A 16,717-nucleotide genomic window follows, 5' to 3' on the forward strand; every position below is an offset into this window, starting at 1 on the left:
TCCGGTGGATTCCTACGATGACAAGCCCGAGAACGAGTGCCCGCTCCCCGCACCCTCGCCGGTGCGGGGACTGGGCATCTTACGGGCGGAAAGTGACGGAATAGTCACGGGCGTCCGCGCCGGCGCTCGACACGAGCCGTGACGAGCGCCGACACGTTCAGCCGTTGAGCATCACCTGGAGGGCGTCCCCCCGACCGACCACGACCTCGGCGTCCAAGGTAACGAGAATGCGCCCGTCCCGGCACGACCAGTCACGCACCGGCAGTGTGCGATGGCCCAGCCGCACCGTCACCCGTGCCGGGGTACGCGTCACCGCCAGAGCGACGCTGGACACCCGGAGGCGGCCGTACCGGACCTCGACCGTACCGGTGAGGTGCCCGCCGTGGCGCTCCTGCCGGAAGAGGCCCCACCCCTCCGCGGCGGTGAACGCGGCGGCGAACCGGTCGGGGCTGATCCGGGGCGCGAACCCGATGTGGCCGCGGGGGCCGTGGTACTCGAATCCGCAGGCCGCGAGGTAGACACCGTGACTGGCCATGGCCCGGGCGTAGTGGTCGCCGCACTCGATCTCGTTGTACGGGTTGCGCTTGCCTGCGGCGTACCGCTCGTGCACCGCCCGGGTGAGGGTGAGCCCCTCCTCGACCAGGCCCTCCTGGAGCATGTGCGCCGCGACCTGGTACTCCTGGCCCGTCCACACCTCGTTGAAGTACATGGCGGCCCAGCTGGCGGGGTTTCCGGCCGCGGTGTCGGCGCCGCCGTGCGGCCAGGTGGTCATCAGCATGCCGTACTCGTGTTCCATCGCGAACCAGCGGCCGCCCGGGATGACGCTGCCCTCCCGGTAGGCGGCGTGGTCGGGCGTGAAGTTGTACCGGTAGAGGCTCTCCAGGGCGCTGACGGCCTGCTCCGCCGGCACGACACGGGGGAGCCCGAGCTGACCGGCGAGGCTCTGCCCGAAGAGCTGGTCGATGTGGCACCCACGGTTGCTGTTGATCGCATCGGCGTGGGCCGGGTCGACCTCCTGGATGAAGTACTCCCCGTTGAAGAGTTCCGTGGACAGGTGCCGGCTGCCGGAATCGGCGAGGGCCCGGCACCGGTCGCCGAACTCGGGCTGGCCCACCTCGTCGGCCATCGCCGCGCCCGCCCGCAGCGCCGCGACGTACATTCCGGTGATCCAGGCGATCTGGCCGTACCAGGTGGTGTCGAGCGTGTTCGGCTGCGGGCCGTCGAGCGTGCCGTCCGGGCCCACGTCGTGTTCCATGATCCATTCCAGCGCGCGCCGTAGCCGGGGCCAGTTCACCCGCAGGTAGGTGTCGTCCGGCGCGGTCAGGTGTTCCCGGTAGCAGCGCAGGATCGTGCCGCACTGCCCGTCGGTGGCCCAGCCCATGTCGGCCTCGGCGCGGTTGCCGATCTGGCCCGTGTCCGGGTGGAAGCCGATGCCGAGGTCCACTCTGCTGCGGGTGTCGCGTTCCAGCTGTGGGAAGAGCCGGGCGATGGACTGGGCGTAGTTCCACACGTGCTCACAGGTGCCCGGGCAGCAGTACACACCCTCCCAGCCGTAGAACCGTCCGTCGTCGAACAGGTAGCAGGTGTTGGTGGCGAGCGTCGACGCGGGGGCCAGGGTGCGCTCCAGGAACCAGTGCGGCAGGGTGGCGTCGGTGTACCAGGTCTTCACCCAGGCGCGGGTGTCGGCCTCCAGCCGGTCGAGGTCGTGGGCGACGTGTTCCACCACCGCGCGGGCGTCGGCGAACCGGGTCGCGTAGTGCCGGCGCAGGCTGTCCGAGCCGCGCAGGAAGCTGAGCGACACGCGGTCCGGCACGGGGAAGTGCCAGCCGAGCACGAATCGCACGGTGCGGCTCTGGCCCGGCGCGAGGCGGACCGCGACGCTCACCGATCCGGCCTGCCCGGCCAGCGAGCCGTCCACCTCCGTGGGGCCGGACTCCGCCGCGAACACTTCGTCGAGGGTGTCCCACCCGGCGAGCGACGGACGCGTCACCGCCCGACCGTCGAGCGCGGCGAGGACGAGCGTGCCGTTGTCGGGCACCTGGTCCAGCGGCCGGGTGTCCGTCGGCACGTCGCTGAACGCGATGCGGTCGACGTTGACGTGCCCCCACCCGCCGGTGTCCCCGTCCACGATCTCGATGACCGCCGTGCGGCCCTGGTACGCGGACACGTTCATGGTGGCCACGCTGACCGGCTCCGCGTCGCGGCCGGCCACGCTGGCCACCAGGGCGCCGTCCACCAGGAGGTTGACGCACGTGCTGCCGCGGTGGCTCCCGCCGCCCACGGCCACGTTGACGTAGCGGCGCTCGACGGTGAACGGCCGGCTGGTCAGCTTGCCGGTGGCGGCGTCGGCCCGGCCCGAGTCACCGCCGGAGCCGCGGAAGTCGTGCGATGTGACGAACCGTTGCCCCGACGCGCCGAGATCGCCGAAGCGCTTCATGTAGTCCGGCACCTCGGAGACCAGCACCGGGCCGGCACCGAACGCGCTGCCTTCGACGGTCCAGCCGTCGTAGGTGTCGCGCTCCCAGTCCTCGAACACGATCTCGGGCCGGGGCGTGGCGTCGGTGAACACGATGCGGTCGCAGTTGACGTGGCCCCAGGCCCCGCTGTGGGCGTCGACGATCTCGATGACCGCGGACTTCCCCTCGTGCGCGGAGACATCCAGGTAGACGCTGTGCATCGCCTCGGCGTTGCGGGCGGTCGCCGTGGCGACCACCGCGCCGTCGACGAGCAGGTTGACGCAGGTCTGGCCGGGGTGGTTGCCGCCGCCGATCGACAGGCGGATCGACTTGCGCGAGACCGTGAACGGGGCGCTGGTGAGCTTGCCGGTCGGCGCGTCGGCCCGGCCGATGTCGCCCTGGGCCCCGCGGAAGTCGTGCGAGGTGACGAGTCGCTGTCCGGTCGCGTTGAGCGGCCCGCCGCTCTTCATGTAGTCCGGAATCTCGGCGACCAGCACCGGGCCGGTGCCGAAGGCGCTGCCCTCGACCGTCCAGCCGTCGTAGGTGTCCCGATCCCAGTCCTCGAAGACCACGTCGGGGCGGTCGGCCGTCTCGGTCTGCTCGGCGGCCGAGAACCGGACTCCGCGCAGCGACCGGTCGCCGAACGCCGTCGACCGCAGTGTGATCCCGCGCTGTGTCCTGGTGTCCAGGCAGGCGGGATTCTCGACGTAGCCGAGCAGAGTGGCGTCCACCGTTCGGTGCGACGTGTTGCGCAGCGTGTACACCAGCACGGTCGCCGGCAGCGTCGAGTCCGCGACCGACAGCGGTACGAACGGTGAGAACGCCTCCAGGGTGACCTCGGCCGGAGCGTCGTCGTCCCGGTACCGGATCGTGCCGACGGGGTACTGCCCGGTGAAACGCACCTGATCGAAGCCGGTGGCGTCGAGCGCGCGGGTCTGGACCCGCCCGCCCGACCGGGTCCGCAGCGCGAAACCGTGCCGGACGGGGGAGGCGGGCTGCCGAGGGTTCGCGTACCCGACGTCGGTGGTGCCGGCCGCCGGTCGGTTGAAGATGTCCCAGTTCCACAGCCGCCCGTCGCCGCCGAGGTACAGCTGGCCGGTGGCGCCACCGCCGACCGGCATGCCGAGCCAGCGGAGGTCGGTGCCCTCGTAGCTGGTCGGCTCGCCCCGGCGGTACAGCGCCGTGGACCAGTCGGGTGGCAGCGCCTTGTCGACCGGTACGCCGATCAGCCGGTCCTCGGGTACGCCGAGGGCGGCGGCGGCCTCGGCCCGGGAGCCGGCGAGCACGGTGCCGGCGGTGAGCCCGAGGGAGAGGGTGAGGAACTGTCGGCGGTTCGGGCTGCAGGCGTTGCCGGGACAGCACTGGTCAGCCATGGGTCCTCCTACGGTCGGGCCGGTGTGGCCGGGAGACGGTGCACGGGGCGGGGGTAGGACGGCGCGAAGGCGTTCGCCGGGCCGGGCCGGGCGGCGGCGCCGGCCGCGAGGTCGGCGTCGTAGGCGGCGGCCCGTACCAGTGATTCGAGGTCCTCCGGTGGACAGGTGGCGCGGACGTTGACCAGCACGGTGGCGCGGGCCACCGGCGGTCCGTCGCGCCCGGCGGGCTCGTGCCGCGGCGGGTCACCGGCGGCCACGACGCTCATACGGATCAGCCCGGCGGGCGTCTGGACGGCGAGTTTGGCGTGACCGATGACGTCTCCCCGCCGGGCGCAGGCGGCGGAGAGCGATTCGAGGGCGACGTGTGCCCAGCGTCGCGCGGAGAACCCGCCGTCGGCCGAGACCTGCCATACCTGGTTGAGCCAGCTCAGCCGCGCCTCGGCCGCCGCGTACCGGTCGTAGTCGACGTCCAGGTCCACGTCCCGGCCGCGCGGTGGTTCGCCGGTCCACCGCGCGACAAGCTGGTCGACGTGCTCGCCGCGGCTCGCGCTGTAGCCGAGGACGCCCGCGCCGGGGTAGCCGCGCCGGATCTGGTCGAGGAGCGCGTCGAACTCGGCGCGGGGCAGGGTGTCGGACTTGTTGACCGCGATGAGGTTGGCCTCGGCGAGTTGGCGGTCGAACAGGTAGCCGAGGTCGCCGTCGAGCACGCCGACGCGCGCCGGATCGACGATCGTGGTGAGCGGAGCCAGCGTGAGGCGGTCGCCGTAGCGGGCCCGCAGCGGGCGGATGACCGTCGCCTGCAGGTCGGTGCAGCTGCCGACGGCCTCGGTCAGGATGGTGTCCGCACGCCCGGTGTCGAGCAGGTCCGTCACCAGGTCGGCGAGGTCCTCGAAGCGACAGCAGAAGCAGCCGTCGGTCACCTCGCCGACGTCGGGCACCGCGTCCCGGGCCAGTTGGGTGTCGACCAGGTCGCTGCCCTGGTCGTTGGTGATGACCGCGACCCGGCCGCCGCGTGCGGTGAACAGCCGTCCGGCGGCCAGCATCGTCGTGGTCTTGCCCGCGCCGAGGAATCCGGTGAGGACGACGAGTCGGGGCACGGCTGCCCCCTCCCAGCGCGCCGCGGGGTCGCGGGGCGCTTTTGTGAGCGAGAAATCGTTTGCTCGGTTCTGATCGAGGACCCTAGGAGCGGCGGGTGGGGCTGTCAACGTCGAAGTGCCGCCGACCTCGTCGTCAGCACTGGAGGATTGACCGCCGCCCGACGGCTGCCTAACCTGATCGCAACTGCGGCGAGAAATCGATTCCTTGCCGCGCCTCACGACCCGCCCCACCCACCGATGTGGAAAGGCGATTCATGACACCCACCACCCGCGCACCACGTACCTCGCCGCGGCGGCTGCTCGGTGCCGCCGCCGCGGCGACGCTCATCGCCGGCTCGGCCGTCGTCGGTCTCGCCGGAGCGGCCTCGGCCTCCACCGACCCGACCACGAACGGCCCCGTCGGCTGGGACGTCTATCGCCGGCTCGACCGGCTCCCGGAACTCACCGACGGATCCCGGGCCTACCAGTTCTCCAGCTTCGACCGCAGCGGCGGCAACGACGACGGCTTCTCCGGCCAGTACTCATGCCTGCGCACCAGCGCTGAGGGCTGCGTCATCGCCGAGGCGACCGGCGCCGGCGAGATCGACTCCATCTGGTTCACCCGCGACGAGGGCAACGTCTCCGCCACGGGCACCATCAAGGTCGTCCTCGACGGAAAGACCGTGCTCGACGCCAAGCTCCAGGATGTCGTGGACGGCAAGCTCGGTGCTCCCTTCGTCTACCCGGTGGTCGCCAACGCGGCGCAGAGCTCCGGGGGCGTCTACATCAAGGCGCCCATGACGTACCGCAGCTCGATGCGGGTCACCACCGAGAAGAACCCGATCTTCCACCACGTCTCCTACCGGAAGTTCACCACCTCGGACGGCGTCCGCACCTTCGACCCCACCGACCGGGCCGAGGACGTCATCGCGCAGCTCAAGGCCGCCGGCACCCGCGACCCCAAGCCCGCCCAGCCGGGCGCCGCGGCGGCCGAGCGCACCTTCGCCGTCCCCGCGGGCGGTCGGGCGACCCTCGCCAGTGGCGTGGGCCCCGGCGCGATCACCGCACTCCAGCTGAAGATCCCGCAGCTCGTCGGCGCGCCCGAGCCGATCGCCGACGACGGTCGCGCCTTTGGCGCCGGCGGCGGCAGCGAGTTCACCGTCGCCGTCGACCCGGCCAACACCGGCGTACGGCTCACCCGCCGGCTCGACCCGCACATCGGGCACCAGCGGGCCCGGATCCTGGTCGAGGGAGTACCGGTCGCCGAGTGGCCGGCCAACGACCCGGTGCCGTTCGGCACCTGGCTGGACCAGACCGTCGAGCTACCGGCGAGCGCCACAGCCGGCAAGTCGACGCTGACCATCCGCAACGAGTTCGTCTCGTCCGACCTCGACGTCAACGAGTTCACGTACTGGGTCGACAGCCTGGTCTCCGGCACTGCGACGCGCACCGACACGGTCGACCTGGGCCCGGCGCACACCGACGTCGAGGCAGCGCACGGCTACCGGATCACCGCGCAGACCTGGCAGGGCAGCAACACCTCCTCCTACCCGGCCGACGACGAGCGCAAGGCGGCCGTCGCCGCGTCCGACGCGGTGCTGCGTGACACCCGGCTGCGCATCTCGTTCGACGGGAAGACCACGGTGGACGCCCCGCTCGGCGAGTTCTTCGGCACCGGCCTCGGTCTGCACTCCGTCCGGTCCCTGATGTTCGGCGTCGACCCGGCGACCGCGACGCTGTCGGCCTGGTGGCCGATGCCCTACCGGTCGCGCTGGTCGATCGAGCTGCGCAACGGGTCCGACGTGGCGATCAAGCCGTCGGTGGCCACGGTGACCACGGCGAAGTCCGCCCGCTGGGCGGCGGCCCTGCGGCCGACAGGCGACACCGGCTACTTCCGGGCGACGGCGACCAGCGCCGACACCACGCCGGGAGCGGACCACCTCTTCCTCGACGTCGCGGGGCGGGGCAAGTTCGTGGGGGTCACCCACACCATGGAGGGGCACATCCCCGCCGGCAACCAGCGCAACTACCTGGAGGGTGACGAGCGCGTCTACGTGGACGGCGCGCAGAGCCCGAGCATCCACGGCACCGGCACCGAGGACTTCTACGAGAGCGGCTGGTACTTCAACCACGGCACGTTCTCCGCGCCGATGAACGGCAACCCGGCCCACGAGATCGCCGACTACGGCTGCCGGTACGACTGCACCGGGGCGTACCGGCTCATGCTCGCGGAGTCGATGGCGTTCTCGACCGGACTGCGGTTCGGCATCGAGCACGGCCCGGGCGACCAGGACCCGGCCCGGTACGGCTCCACCGCGTACTGGTACGGCCAGGACGCCGTCGGGCAGCGCTGGACGGACACGGTCGACGTGGGCGACGCCGCCAGCGAGGCGGCCCACCGGTACGCCTCCGGCGGTGACCGGACGGTGCTCACGGCGACCTTCGAGGGCGACGACGGCGCGCCCCGACCGGTGACCGACGACGTCCGCGCCTCCACCGACCCGATCCGGTTCCGGGTGGCCCTCGACGAGGACAACGCGGGCGCGGTGCTGCGCCGCGTCGGCGACCAATCGGCCGGTTACCAGTCGGTGGCGGTCCAGGTCGACGGGCGCGACGCCGGCACCTGGTCGCAGCCCCTGGCCAACGCGTCGCACCGGTGGCTGGAGGACGAGTACCGGATCCCGGCCGCGCTCACCCGGGGCAGGGACGCGGTGACCGTCACCCTGACGCCGACCGCCGGCGCTCCGGCCTGGTCAGCGGCGCGGTACGCGGTGCTCAGCCTGGTCACCCCGTTCACCGACCACACGCGGCCGGGCGCGGTCAGCGGGCTCACCGCCACCAGCGGCACGACCAACGCCGTGACGGTGGCCTGGCAGCCGGCCCCGGACGACGTCTACGCCCCCCGGTACGAGGTGTTCGCCTCCCGCCAGGCGGGCTTCACGCCGGGGCCGGGCAACCGGGTCGGCACCACGACCCGCCCGAGCTTCGAGCACGCGGGTCTGGGGCTGCGCGAGACCTGGTACTACCGGGTGCGCGCGGTGGACGCGGCCGGCAACGCGGGGCCGTACTCGCCGACCGCCTCGGCCAGTACCGGCGACACGCTGCGGATCGAGGGTGAATCGCTCCTGCCCGCGGTCAGCGCCGACGCGCCGGCGGACCCGCAGGGCGACTGCTGCGGCATCCACTGGTCGCAGAGCGCGCAGCTGTGGTTCCACGCGAACGGGCCGAACCAGAGCGTCACCGTCACCTTCACCGTGCCCACCACCGGGACCTACGACCTGCGCCTCGTGCAGACGCTGGCCCGGGACTACGGCACCAACACGGTGGCGATCGACGGCGCCCGGATCGGGCCGGCCTTCGACGCGTACCACTCGCCGGAGGTGGTCGTGAGCGACCCGCTCGACTACGGCCAGCGGGAGCTGACGGCGGGCCGGCACACGCTCACGCTGACCGTGACCGGCAAGGCCGCCGCGTCGGTCGGCTACCTGGCCGGGCTCGACTACGTCGAGGCGCGGCTCGTCTCGTGACCGACCGGAGCCGCCGGGTCCGCACGGGCCCGGCGGCTCCGGCCCGACCCGCAGCAGACCCGCAGACGACTCAGAGGTGCCGCATGACAGAACGCCCGCTGGTCCGGATGACCGGCATCGGCAAGCGGTTCGGCGGTGTGCACGCCTGCCGCGACATCGACCTCACCGTCCGGGCGGGTGAGGTGCACGCGCTGCTCGGCGAGAACGGCGCCGGCAAGTCGACACTGATCAACATCCTCTCCGGCGTGATCACCGAGTACGACGGCGCCATCGAGCTCGAGGGGCGGCCGGTGAGCTTCGCCGGCCCGTCCGACGCCCACCGCGCCGGCATCGCCACGATCCACCAGGAGCTGGACCTGGTGGCCGGGCTCTCCATCGCGGAGAACATGTTCCTCGGGCGCGAGCCGCGCACCCGGATGGGCACAGTCGACCTCCGGCGGATGCGCCGGCAGGCCACGGACCACCTGCGTACCCTCGGGGCCGACCTCGAACCGCGCCGGCTCGTCGGGTCGTTGCGCGTCGGCGAGCAGCAACTGGTCGAGATCGGCCGGGCGCTGTCGCTCAACGCGCGGGTGCTGATCATGGACGAGCCGACCGCCGCGCTGGCGGACGCCGAGGTCGAACGCCTCTTCGCGACGATCGCGGAGCTGCGCCGGGCCGGCGTCGGCATCGTCTACATCTCGCACCGGATGGCGGAGATCGAGGTCGTCGCGGACCGGGTCACCGTGCTGCGCAACGGCAGCGTCGCGGGCAGCGTCGATCCGAAGGCCGCCTCCCGCGACGACATCATCCAGCTGATGGTCGGTCGGTCGGTCGACGCGCTGTACGGAGAGGGGCGCAACGAGCCCGGGGACGTGCTGCTCGACGTCCGCGGACTCGCCGTGACGCCACGCCGGCCGACACCCGGGCGGACCGAGCCGGCCGGAGTCGACCTCACGGTGCGCTCCGGCGAGATCGTCGGACTCGCCGGGCTGATGGGCGCGGGCCGCACCGAACTGCTCGAGACGCTCTTCGGGGCCGGGGGCTCCGGCCGCCACATCGGACAGGTGACGTTCGACGGCCGCCCGTACCGCCCGCACGGCCCACGGTCGGCCCTGGCATGCGGGGTGGCGTTCGTCCCCGAGGACCGGCGTGGCGCCGGACTGATGCTCGAGCACTCGGTGTCCGACAACGTCGTGCTCTCGGCGCTGTCGACACTGACGACGCTCGGACTGGTACGCCGGCAGGCGGTGAAGCGGACGGTGGCCGGGCAGCTCAGCGCCCTGGCGGTGAAGGCCGCCTCGCCCGCGGTCCCCACCGCCACGCTCTCCGGCGGCAACCAGCAGAAGGTCGTGTTCGCCAAGCAACTGCTGACGCGACCGCGGCTGCTGCTGCTCGACGAGCCGACCAGAGGCGTCGACATCGGAGCCAAGGCCGAGATCTACCGGCTGCTGCACCAACTCGCCGACACCGGCATGGCGATCCTGCTCGCCTCGTCCGAACTGCCGGAGCTGCTCAGCCTCTGTGACCGGGTGGTCGTCCTGCACCGCGGTCGTACCGCGGCCGCGCTGCCCCGCGCGTCCGCCACCCAACAAGCGATCCTCGCCGCGGCCAACGGGGACGATGCCAAGGAGGCCCGATGAACTCGCCGAACCCCACCTCCGTCGCCGAAGCGCCGCGCGAGACACCGCCCCGCCGCCGGCCCATCCGGCTGCCGCGGGACCGGCACGCGATCGTCGACAGCTTCTTCCGGTTCCAGAGCCTGTTCGGCCTGGCCGCCGTCTTCGTCATCGCGATCGCCGTGTCGCCCGTCCGCAACGGCGAGAGCGTCTTCCTCAGCTCCGGGAACCTGGCCAACATCGTCCGCGCGGTCTCGGAGATCGGCATCATCGCGGTCGGGATGACATTCGTGATCCTGATCGGCGGAATCGACCTCTCCGTCGGGGCGGTGCTCGGGCTCGCCGCGGTCGGGTCCGCCACCCTGATGGTCGACAGCGGCCTGGGCATCCTGCCGACGGTCCTGATCGTGCTGTTGATCGGCACCGCGTTCGGCGCCACCCAGGGTGCGATCGTCGCCCGGCTCGGCATCCAGTCGTTCATCGTCACCCTCGCCGGCCTGCAGGCGGCCCGAGGCATCGCCCGGATGTGGTCCGGCGGGCTGGGCATCCCCATCGCCTACGGCGACGGGCCGCAGGAGGCCCCGGAGGCGTTCTCGACGCTGAGCGGGTCGATCAACGGGATCCTCCCGGTGCCGGCGCTGCTGTTCCTCGCCATCGGCGTCGGCGCGCTGCTGGTGCTGCGCACCACGGCCTTCGCCCGGCACGTCTACGCCATCGGGGGCAACGAGAAGGCCGCCCGGCTCTCCGGGGTGCCGGTGCGCCGCGTCCGCATCACCGTGTTCGCGATCGCCGGCCTGCTCGCCGCGCTGGCCGGGATCATCCACGCCGGGCAGCTCAACCAGGGCAGCCCGAACGACGGCGCCGGCTACGAACTGGACGCGATCGCGGCCGTGGTCATCGGCGGGACGAGCCTCGCCGGTGGCAGTGGATCCATGGGCGGGACCATCGCCGGCGCCCTGCTGCTCGGGATCCTCAACAACATCCTCGCCCTCAACAACATCGACGCGAACGTGCAGCTGGTCGTCAAGGGCCTGGTCATCGTGGCTGCCGCCGCGCTGCAGAAGCTACGTCCCCGCATCGCCTGACCCACCACCCCAATGGAGGAAACCATGCGTTACGCCCGAAGAGCCGCCACGATCCTGGCGCTGGCCGCGCTCGTCGCCACCTCGGCGTGCAGCGTCGAGGACGACCCCGGCAGCAGCAGCTCCGACGCCTCGGCGAAGTGCGGCAGCGGCAAGGACTTCCTGATCGGCATGTCCCAGGCCAACAACGCCGAGCCGTACCGGCAGGTCATGAACGACGACGTGAGCAACGCGGCGAAGTCCGTGCCCGGTTTCAAGGTGGTCGTCTCGGACGCGGCTCAGGACAACAGCAAGCAGGTGGCCGACGTGGAGAACTTCCTCTCCCAGGGCATCAACCTGCTGATCATCTCCCCGAACGAGGCGAAGCCGCTGACCGCGGTGGTCAAGAAGGCGTACGACCAGGGGATCCCGGTCATCGTGCTGGACCGCAAGGTCGAGGGCGACGCGTACACGGCCTTCATCGGTGGCGACAACGTCGCGATCGGTCGGGCGGCGGGCGAGTACTACGCGAAGACGCTGCTTCCGCAGGGTGGCAAGGTCGTGGAGATCTCCGGCCTGCCCGGCTCCACCCCGGCCGCCGAGCGCGCCCAGGGCTTCCGGGAGGGCATCGCGAGCAACCCGAAGATCGAGATCGTGGCGAGCCAGACCGCCGAGTGGCTGCGGGAGAAGGGGCAGAGCGTCATGGACGCGATGCTCAAGGCGACCCCGGACATCGACGCGGTGTACGCGCACAACGACCCGATGGCGGAGGGCGCCTACCTGGCGGCGAAGGCGGCCGGCAAGGAAACCGCGATCAAGTTCACCGGGATCGACGCGCTGCCCGTCCCCTCGGGCGGCATCAAGGCCGTCGAGCAGGGTCGCCTCCAGGCGACGTTCCAGTACGCGACCGGCGGGCGTGAGGCGATCGACCTGGCCAAGAAGATCCTCGTCGATTGCGCCAAGGACGTCCCGAAGACGACCACGCTCGGCACCATGCAGATCACCAAGGAGAACGCCGCGGAGGTGTACACCACGCTCGGCGGCAAGCAGTAGGGCCCGGCGCTGGTCCGCCGCCGCAGGCAGGCGGCGGACCAGCGCGCCAAGCGCCCGTCCGGCGCACCACCTCGCCACCCGTAGAGCTCTGGAGGAACGCATGCCCCGTTCACCGTCCCGCGTCGGTCGGCTGTCCGCGCTGCTCGCCCTCGCCCTGGGACTGATCGTGGCCCCGGCGCCGGCCCGGGCCGCCGACACCGCCGCGCTGAGCAACCAGCCGTACGAGAACCGGTCCGTCCAGGTCACCGCCGGCGAGTTCGTGAACGTGTACGACCCCAGCGTCGGCGAGAACGAGCGCTGGTACTACAACGACCACACCATGGTGCGTGACCGCGCAACGGGCCTGTGGCACGTCTTCGCGATCACCCACGCCGAGCCGGCCAACCCGTTGGACGAGAAGTTCTTCGGCCATGCCACGGCGCCGTCACCCCGTGGCCCGTGGACGAAGCAGCCGTTCGCCCTGGCGGCCGACCCGAGCGCGGGGGAGACCCACATCTGGGCGCCGTACGTGCTGTTCCACGGCGGCACCTACTACATGTTCTACGCGGGCGGCACCGCCGACCACGAGGCGTACCGGATGCACCTCGCCACGTCCAAGGACCTGACGACCTGGACGCGGCACCCGGGCAACCCGCTCTTCACCGACGGCTTCGACGGCCGGGACCCGATGGTGACCCGGGTCGGTAACGAGTGGGTCATGTACTACACCGCCAACAGCACCCCGGCCGGCGGCCACCACATCGTCGCCTACCGCACCAGCCGTGACCTGGTGCACTGGAGCGACCGGCGGACCGCTTTCGAACACCCGGCCACCGGCACGTTCGGCGGGCCGACCGAGTCGCCGTTCGTGGTGCACCACGACGGCTCGTGGTATCTCTTCGTCTGCTGCGAGAGCGGCTACCAGGACACCCGCGTGTACCGCAGCGAGGACCCGTTCCACTTCACCGTCGACCAGCTCGCCGGCCGGATCGAGGCGCACGCCGCCGAGGTGGTCAAGGACGACTCCGGCACCGGCCAGTGGTACGTCACCGGCGCCGGCTGGGGTCAGGGCGGGCTCTGGCTGGCGCCGCTGAACTGGCGTACGCCGGTGGTGACGAAGGGGCGGCTCGTCAGCACGCCCTACTACCGGGCCGTCGTGCAGACGGCGCCCGAGTCCCGGCTGGTCTCCTACGAGGCCGACCCGACCGGCCGAGGCGCGTACCGGCCCGTGACGGATTCGTCGTTCCGATCCACGGCGCCCTACCTCGCGGTCGGGACCTTCGGGCCCACCGACACGGCGGGCCCCGCCCGGAGCGTGACCGTGTCGGCCGACGGCGCGGACCTGCTCCTGGCCGGCATCCCGCTCGGCGACGAGCCGGTGACCGTCGACTGGCGCTTCCGGTTCGCACCGACCACGGTGGACGTCGACCTCGTCTGGCACGTGACCGGCCCGACCAGCGCGCCGGTCTGGGAGGCCGCCTGGAATCTCGACTCGACCCTGCCCCGGCTCGCGGACCCCGGCGGCGCCGATCGCGACGGGGACGCGGCGGGCTTCACCCCGTGGGTGCTCGCCACGGACGACGCCACGACGCTGGCGGTCGCGTACCGGGCCGGGTCGGCCTGGAGCGAGGACAACCGGTGGTTCAACCGGCCGAGCGGCTCGGTCGCCTGGCAGCCCCTGTGGCAGCCGGGCGGACGGTCGCTGCCGGTGGGCGACCTCGCGGGCGGGACCTGGCGCATCGGCGTGAGCGGCGCGCCCGCCGACACCGGGTTCGCTGCCGCGCTGGCCGCCTCACTGAACGGCGCCGCGTAGCCCCCGGCCCGGGGCCGGTCACCGGAGCAGGTGGCCGGCCCCCGGGCCGTCGGTACAGCCGGTACGACGGTGCGGCCTGGTCCGCCGTCGCCGTCGACGGCGACCATGGCGTGCACACGACCTCGGCCACCCGCGGCTGATCGCCCTCACTCGCTCCGGCGGGCGTAGGCCTCGCGGGGAAGGCGGTAGGCCAGGTCGGCGGCGGTCTCGATCGCCTCGTCCTCCGTCAAGCGGTGTTCCGCGACGAGGCGGGCCAGGTAGCCGGCGTCGATGCGCCGGGCCAGGTCGTGCCGGGCCGGGATGGACAGGAACGCCCGGGTGTCGTCGACGAACCCGCTGGTGTTGTAGAAGCCGGCCGTCTCGGTCACCGACTCGCGGAAGCGGCGCATGCCGTCGGGGCTGTCCAGGAACCACCAGGGGGCTCCGAGGCGGACGGCGGGGTAGACGCCGGCGAGCGGGGCCAGTTCGCGGGAGTAGGCCGTCTCGTCGACCGTGAAGAGCACCACCCGGAAGCCCGGGTCGCGGCCGAAGGCGTTGAGCAGGGGTCGGAGCGCGCGGGTGAACTCGGCCGCGACGGGGATGTCGAAACCGCGGTCGGAGCCGAAGGCGGCGTGGATCCCGGGATCGTGATCGCGGAGCACCCCGGGGTGGATCTGCATGACCAACCCGTCGTCGCGCGACATCCGGGCCATCTCGAAGAGCATGTGAGCCGCGAAGGCTTGTGCTGCGGCAGGGGTGACGGTGGCGTTGCACGCGTCGGTGTAGATCCGGCGGGCATCGTCCAGGGCGAGCGGCTCCGCGGCGGCGGAAACGTGTCCATGGTCGGTGGCGCGGGCGCCGGCCGCTCTGAACGCGTCACGGCGGGCGCGCAGGGCCGCGAGATAGCCGTCGTAGTCGCCGGCGTCCACCCCGGTGAGCGCCTGGAGCTGCCCGAGCCGGCTGGTCCAGCCGGCAGTGCCGATGTGGGTCAGGTCGTCGGGCCGGAAGGTGGGCACCACCCGTTCGCCGAGCCCCGCTTCGCGCAGCCGGGCGTGGTCGTCCAGGGGCGAGGCGGCGGAGTCGGTGGTGGCCATCAACTCGATGTTGAAGGTGTCGAGCAGGGTGCGGGGACGGAAGGCCGGCTCGGCCAGCCGGGAGTCGATGAGGTCGTAGAGCTCGTCGGCGGTGTCGGGCCCGGGGGTGATGTCGAGCTTGAGCACCTCGGCGATCTCGTGTTCCAGCCAGTAGCGGCTGGGCGTGCCCCGGAACAGGTGCCAGTGGGCGCAGAAGAGCCGCCAGATGGCGCGGGGGTCGGTCTCGGCCGTCGGGCCGTCGAGACGGGGGGCGCCGAGCTGGTCGAGCGTGATGCCCTGCGACACGAGCATCCGGGTCACGTAGTGGTCCGGCACGACCAGCAGGTGAGCCGGGTCGGAGAACCGCTGGTCGTCGGCGAGAACGGCCGCGTCCACGTGTCCGTGCATGCAGAGCAGCGGCAGTTCCCGGGTGGAGTGGTAGATCCGGCGGGCGAGCGTCCGCCTGTCGCCTTCTGGCAGAGCACGGTCGGGGTGCAGACGCAGCTGTGCCACGCAGCTTCTCCTCTGAGGCGTTGATGGAACCGGGCCTGCAAAGGATTGCATCGACGGGTGTCTGCCACAAGGGACTGCCCCAGCAGAGCTTGGAAACATTCATGCAACAGAGTATTGACAGAGTTCTGCAATCGGTTTCAGACTTCCGACGTGCGGTTCCCGTGACCGAGGAGGTGGGACGTTGCGAGCGACGATCCGCGAGGTGGCGCGTGATGCCGGCGTTTCGCCGTCCACGGTGTCCCGGGCGCTGTCGATGCCCGACCTGGTCAACCCGGTGACTCGGGAGCGGGTGCTGCGCGCGGCCCAACGGCTGGGCTATGAACCCAACCGGGCCGCGCGAGGTCTCATCACCGGTCGCACCGGCAACGTCGGGCTGATCGTGCCGGACCTGGCGAACCCCTTCTTTCCCAGCCTGGTGAAGGGCGTGCAGGCCAAGGCCCGGGAGGCGGACTACGCGGTCCTCCTGGCCGACACGGACGAGGATCCGGCTGCGGAGAGGGATCTGGTCCGTGTCCTCGCCAAGCAGGTGGACGGGCTCATCCTCTGCTCTCCGCGGGGGCGCGAGGAAGACATCCGGGCGCTTGCCGCGACCACGACCCTGGTCATGGTCAACCGACGCTTCGGCAAGTTGCCGTCCGTCGTCTTCGACAACGCCGACGGCATGCGGCAGGCCGTCGCGCACCTGCAGGCCCTCGGTCATCGCCGGGTGGGATGGGTGGGTGGCCCGCGCAGCTCCTGGTCCAACCGTGATCGGGTGCGGGCGCTGCACGCGGCGACCGCCGCGGCGGGCATGGAGCTGCTCGTGGCCGGCAATTTCCCGCCCCAGTTCGAGGGCGGGATCGCCGCAGCGGATCTCGTCATCGCCTCCGGCGTCACGTCGGTCATCGCCTACAACGACCTCATGGCGCTGGGCCTGCTGGATCGGCTCCGGAACCGCGGCGTGGACGTACCGCGGGAGATCAGCGTGATCGGCATCGACGACATCCAGATGTCGGCGATGTCGTCGCCCACGCTCACCACTGTTTCGCTCACCAAGGAGCAGGCCGGACGGGCCGCCGTCGACCTGCTGCTCGCACTGCTGGAGCAGCCTGACGGCGCGCGCAACGTCCGCCGGGAGCTCCCCACCCAGCTGCTGGTCCGCGGATCGACGGGGGTCGCGCGGACCGACTGAGCATCCCGGTCGAAAGGCCGTCCCCGTACCTCCGTCTTCAAAGAT

At 71.9% G+C, this 16,717-nt stretch carries 9 protein-coding genes; 6 read left to right on the forward strand and 3 right to left on the reverse strand.

Annotated elements, in window-relative coordinates; genetic code table 11:
• Positions 1-157: 157 nt before the first annotated feature.
• A complete protein-coding gene (locus ACFYPD_RS16970) occupies positions 158-3,829 on the reverse strand; it encodes a GH116 family glycosyl hydrolase (protein WP_387113828.1) in 3,672 nt (1,223 codons plus the stop codon).
• Positions 3,830-3,837: 8 nt separating this feature from the next.
• Positions 3,838-4,926 (reverse strand): GTP-binding protein, encoded by a 1,089-nt coding sequence (locus ACFYPD_RS16975; protein WP_387113830.1) that lies wholly within the window; start codon positions 4,924-4,926, stop codon positions 3,838-3,840.
• A gap of 254 nt (positions 4,927-5,180) precedes the next feature.
• Between ACFYPD_RS16975 and ACFYPD_RS16980 the strand changes: the two genes are divergently transcribed.
• The 5 genes from ACFYPD_RS16980 to ACFYPD_RS17000 all read left to right on the forward strand — a co-directional run bounded on the left by ACFYPD_RS16980 (position 5,181) and on the right by ACFYPD_RS17000 (position 13,936).
• Positions 5,181-8,432: a DUF2961 domain-containing protein gene (locus ACFYPD_RS16980; RefSeq protein ID WP_387113832.1), complete on the forward strand. Its 3,252-nt coding sequence runs from the start codon at positions 5,181-5,183 to the stop codon at positions 8,430-8,432.
• A gap of 83 nt (positions 8,433-8,515) precedes the next feature.
• The gene (locus ACFYPD_RS16985) at positions 8,516-10,054 is read left to right on the forward strand and encodes a sugar ABC transporter ATP-binding protein (protein WP_387113834.1); all 1,539 of its coding nucleotides are present in this window, start codon (positions 8,516-8,518) and stop codon (positions 10,052-10,054) included.
• Positions 10,051-11,115: an ABC transporter permease gene (locus tag ACFYPD_RS16990; protein WP_387113836.1), complete on the forward strand. Its 1,065-nt coding sequence runs from the start codon at positions 10,051-10,053 to the stop codon at positions 11,113-11,115. The genes ACFYPD_RS16985 and ACFYPD_RS16990 overlap by 4 nt, the downstream gene beginning before the upstream one ends.
• 24 nt (positions 11,116-11,139) lie before the next feature.
• Positions 11,140-12,144, forward strand: coding sequence for a substrate-binding domain-containing protein (locus ACFYPD_RS16995; protein WP_387113838.1), 1,005 nt, complete (start codon positions 11,140-11,142; stop codon positions 12,142-12,144).
• A gap of 100 nt (positions 12,145-12,244) precedes the next feature.
• A complete protein-coding gene (locus tag ACFYPD_RS17000) occupies positions 12,245-13,936 on the forward strand; it encodes a family 43 glycosylhydrolase (RefSeq protein ID WP_387113840.1) in 1,692 nt (563 codons plus the stop codon).
• A 146-nt stretch (positions 13,937-14,082) separates the two neighbouring features.
• Here ACFYPD_RS17000 and uxaC read toward each other — a convergent pair whose 3' ends face one another.
• Positions 14,083-15,501: a glucuronate isomerase gene (gene uxaC, locus ACFYPD_RS17005; RefSeq protein WP_387113842.1), complete on the reverse strand. Its 1,419-nt coding sequence runs from the start codon at positions 15,499-15,501 to the stop codon at positions 14,083-14,085.
• A gap of 181 nt (positions 15,502-15,682) precedes the next feature.
• Between uxaC and ACFYPD_RS17010 the strand changes: the two genes are divergently transcribed.
• Positions 15,683-16,672 carry a LacI family DNA-binding transcriptional regulator gene (locus ACFYPD_RS17010; protein WP_387113844.1) on the forward strand — a complete coding sequence of 330 codons (990 nt, stop codon included), beginning with the start codon at positions 15,683-15,685 and terminating at the stop codon, positions 16,670-16,672.
• Positions 16,673-16,717 lie beyond the last annotated feature (45 nt).

It is taken from the genome of Micromonospora sp. NPDC005299 (genome assembly GCF_042872345.1).
In the GTDB taxonomy this organism is placed as follows: domain Bacteria; phylum Actinomycetota; class Actinomycetes; order Mycobacteriales; family Micromonosporaceae; genus Micromonospora.

Bases quoted from the DNA above. Each gene is read 5' to 3' on its own strand.
- ACFYPD_RS17000 (WP_387113840.1), top strand. From the start codon at position 12,245: ATGCCCCGTTCACCGTCCCGCGTCGGTCGGCTGTCCGCGCTGCTCGCC.
- ACFYPD_RS16980 (WP_387113832.1), top strand. From the start codon at position 5,181: ATGACACCCACCACCCGCGCACCACGTACCTCGCCGCGGCGGCTGCTC.
- ACFYPD_RS16970 (WP_387113828.1), bottom strand. From the start codon at position 3,829: ATGGCTGACCAGTGCTGTCCCGGCAACGCCTGCAGCCCGAACCGCCGA.
- ACFYPD_RS16995 (WP_387113838.1), top strand. From the start codon at position 11,140: ATGCGTTACGCCCGAAGAGCCGCCACGATCCTGGCGCTGGCCGCGCTC.
- ACFYPD_RS16985 (WP_387113834.1), top strand. From the start codon at position 8,516: ATGACAGAACGCCCGCTGGTCCGGATGACCGGCATCGGCAAGCGGTTC.
- ACFYPD_RS16990 (WP_387113836.1), top strand. From the start codon at position 10,051: ATGAACTCGCCGAACCCCACCTCCGTCGCCGAAGCGCCGCGCGAGACA.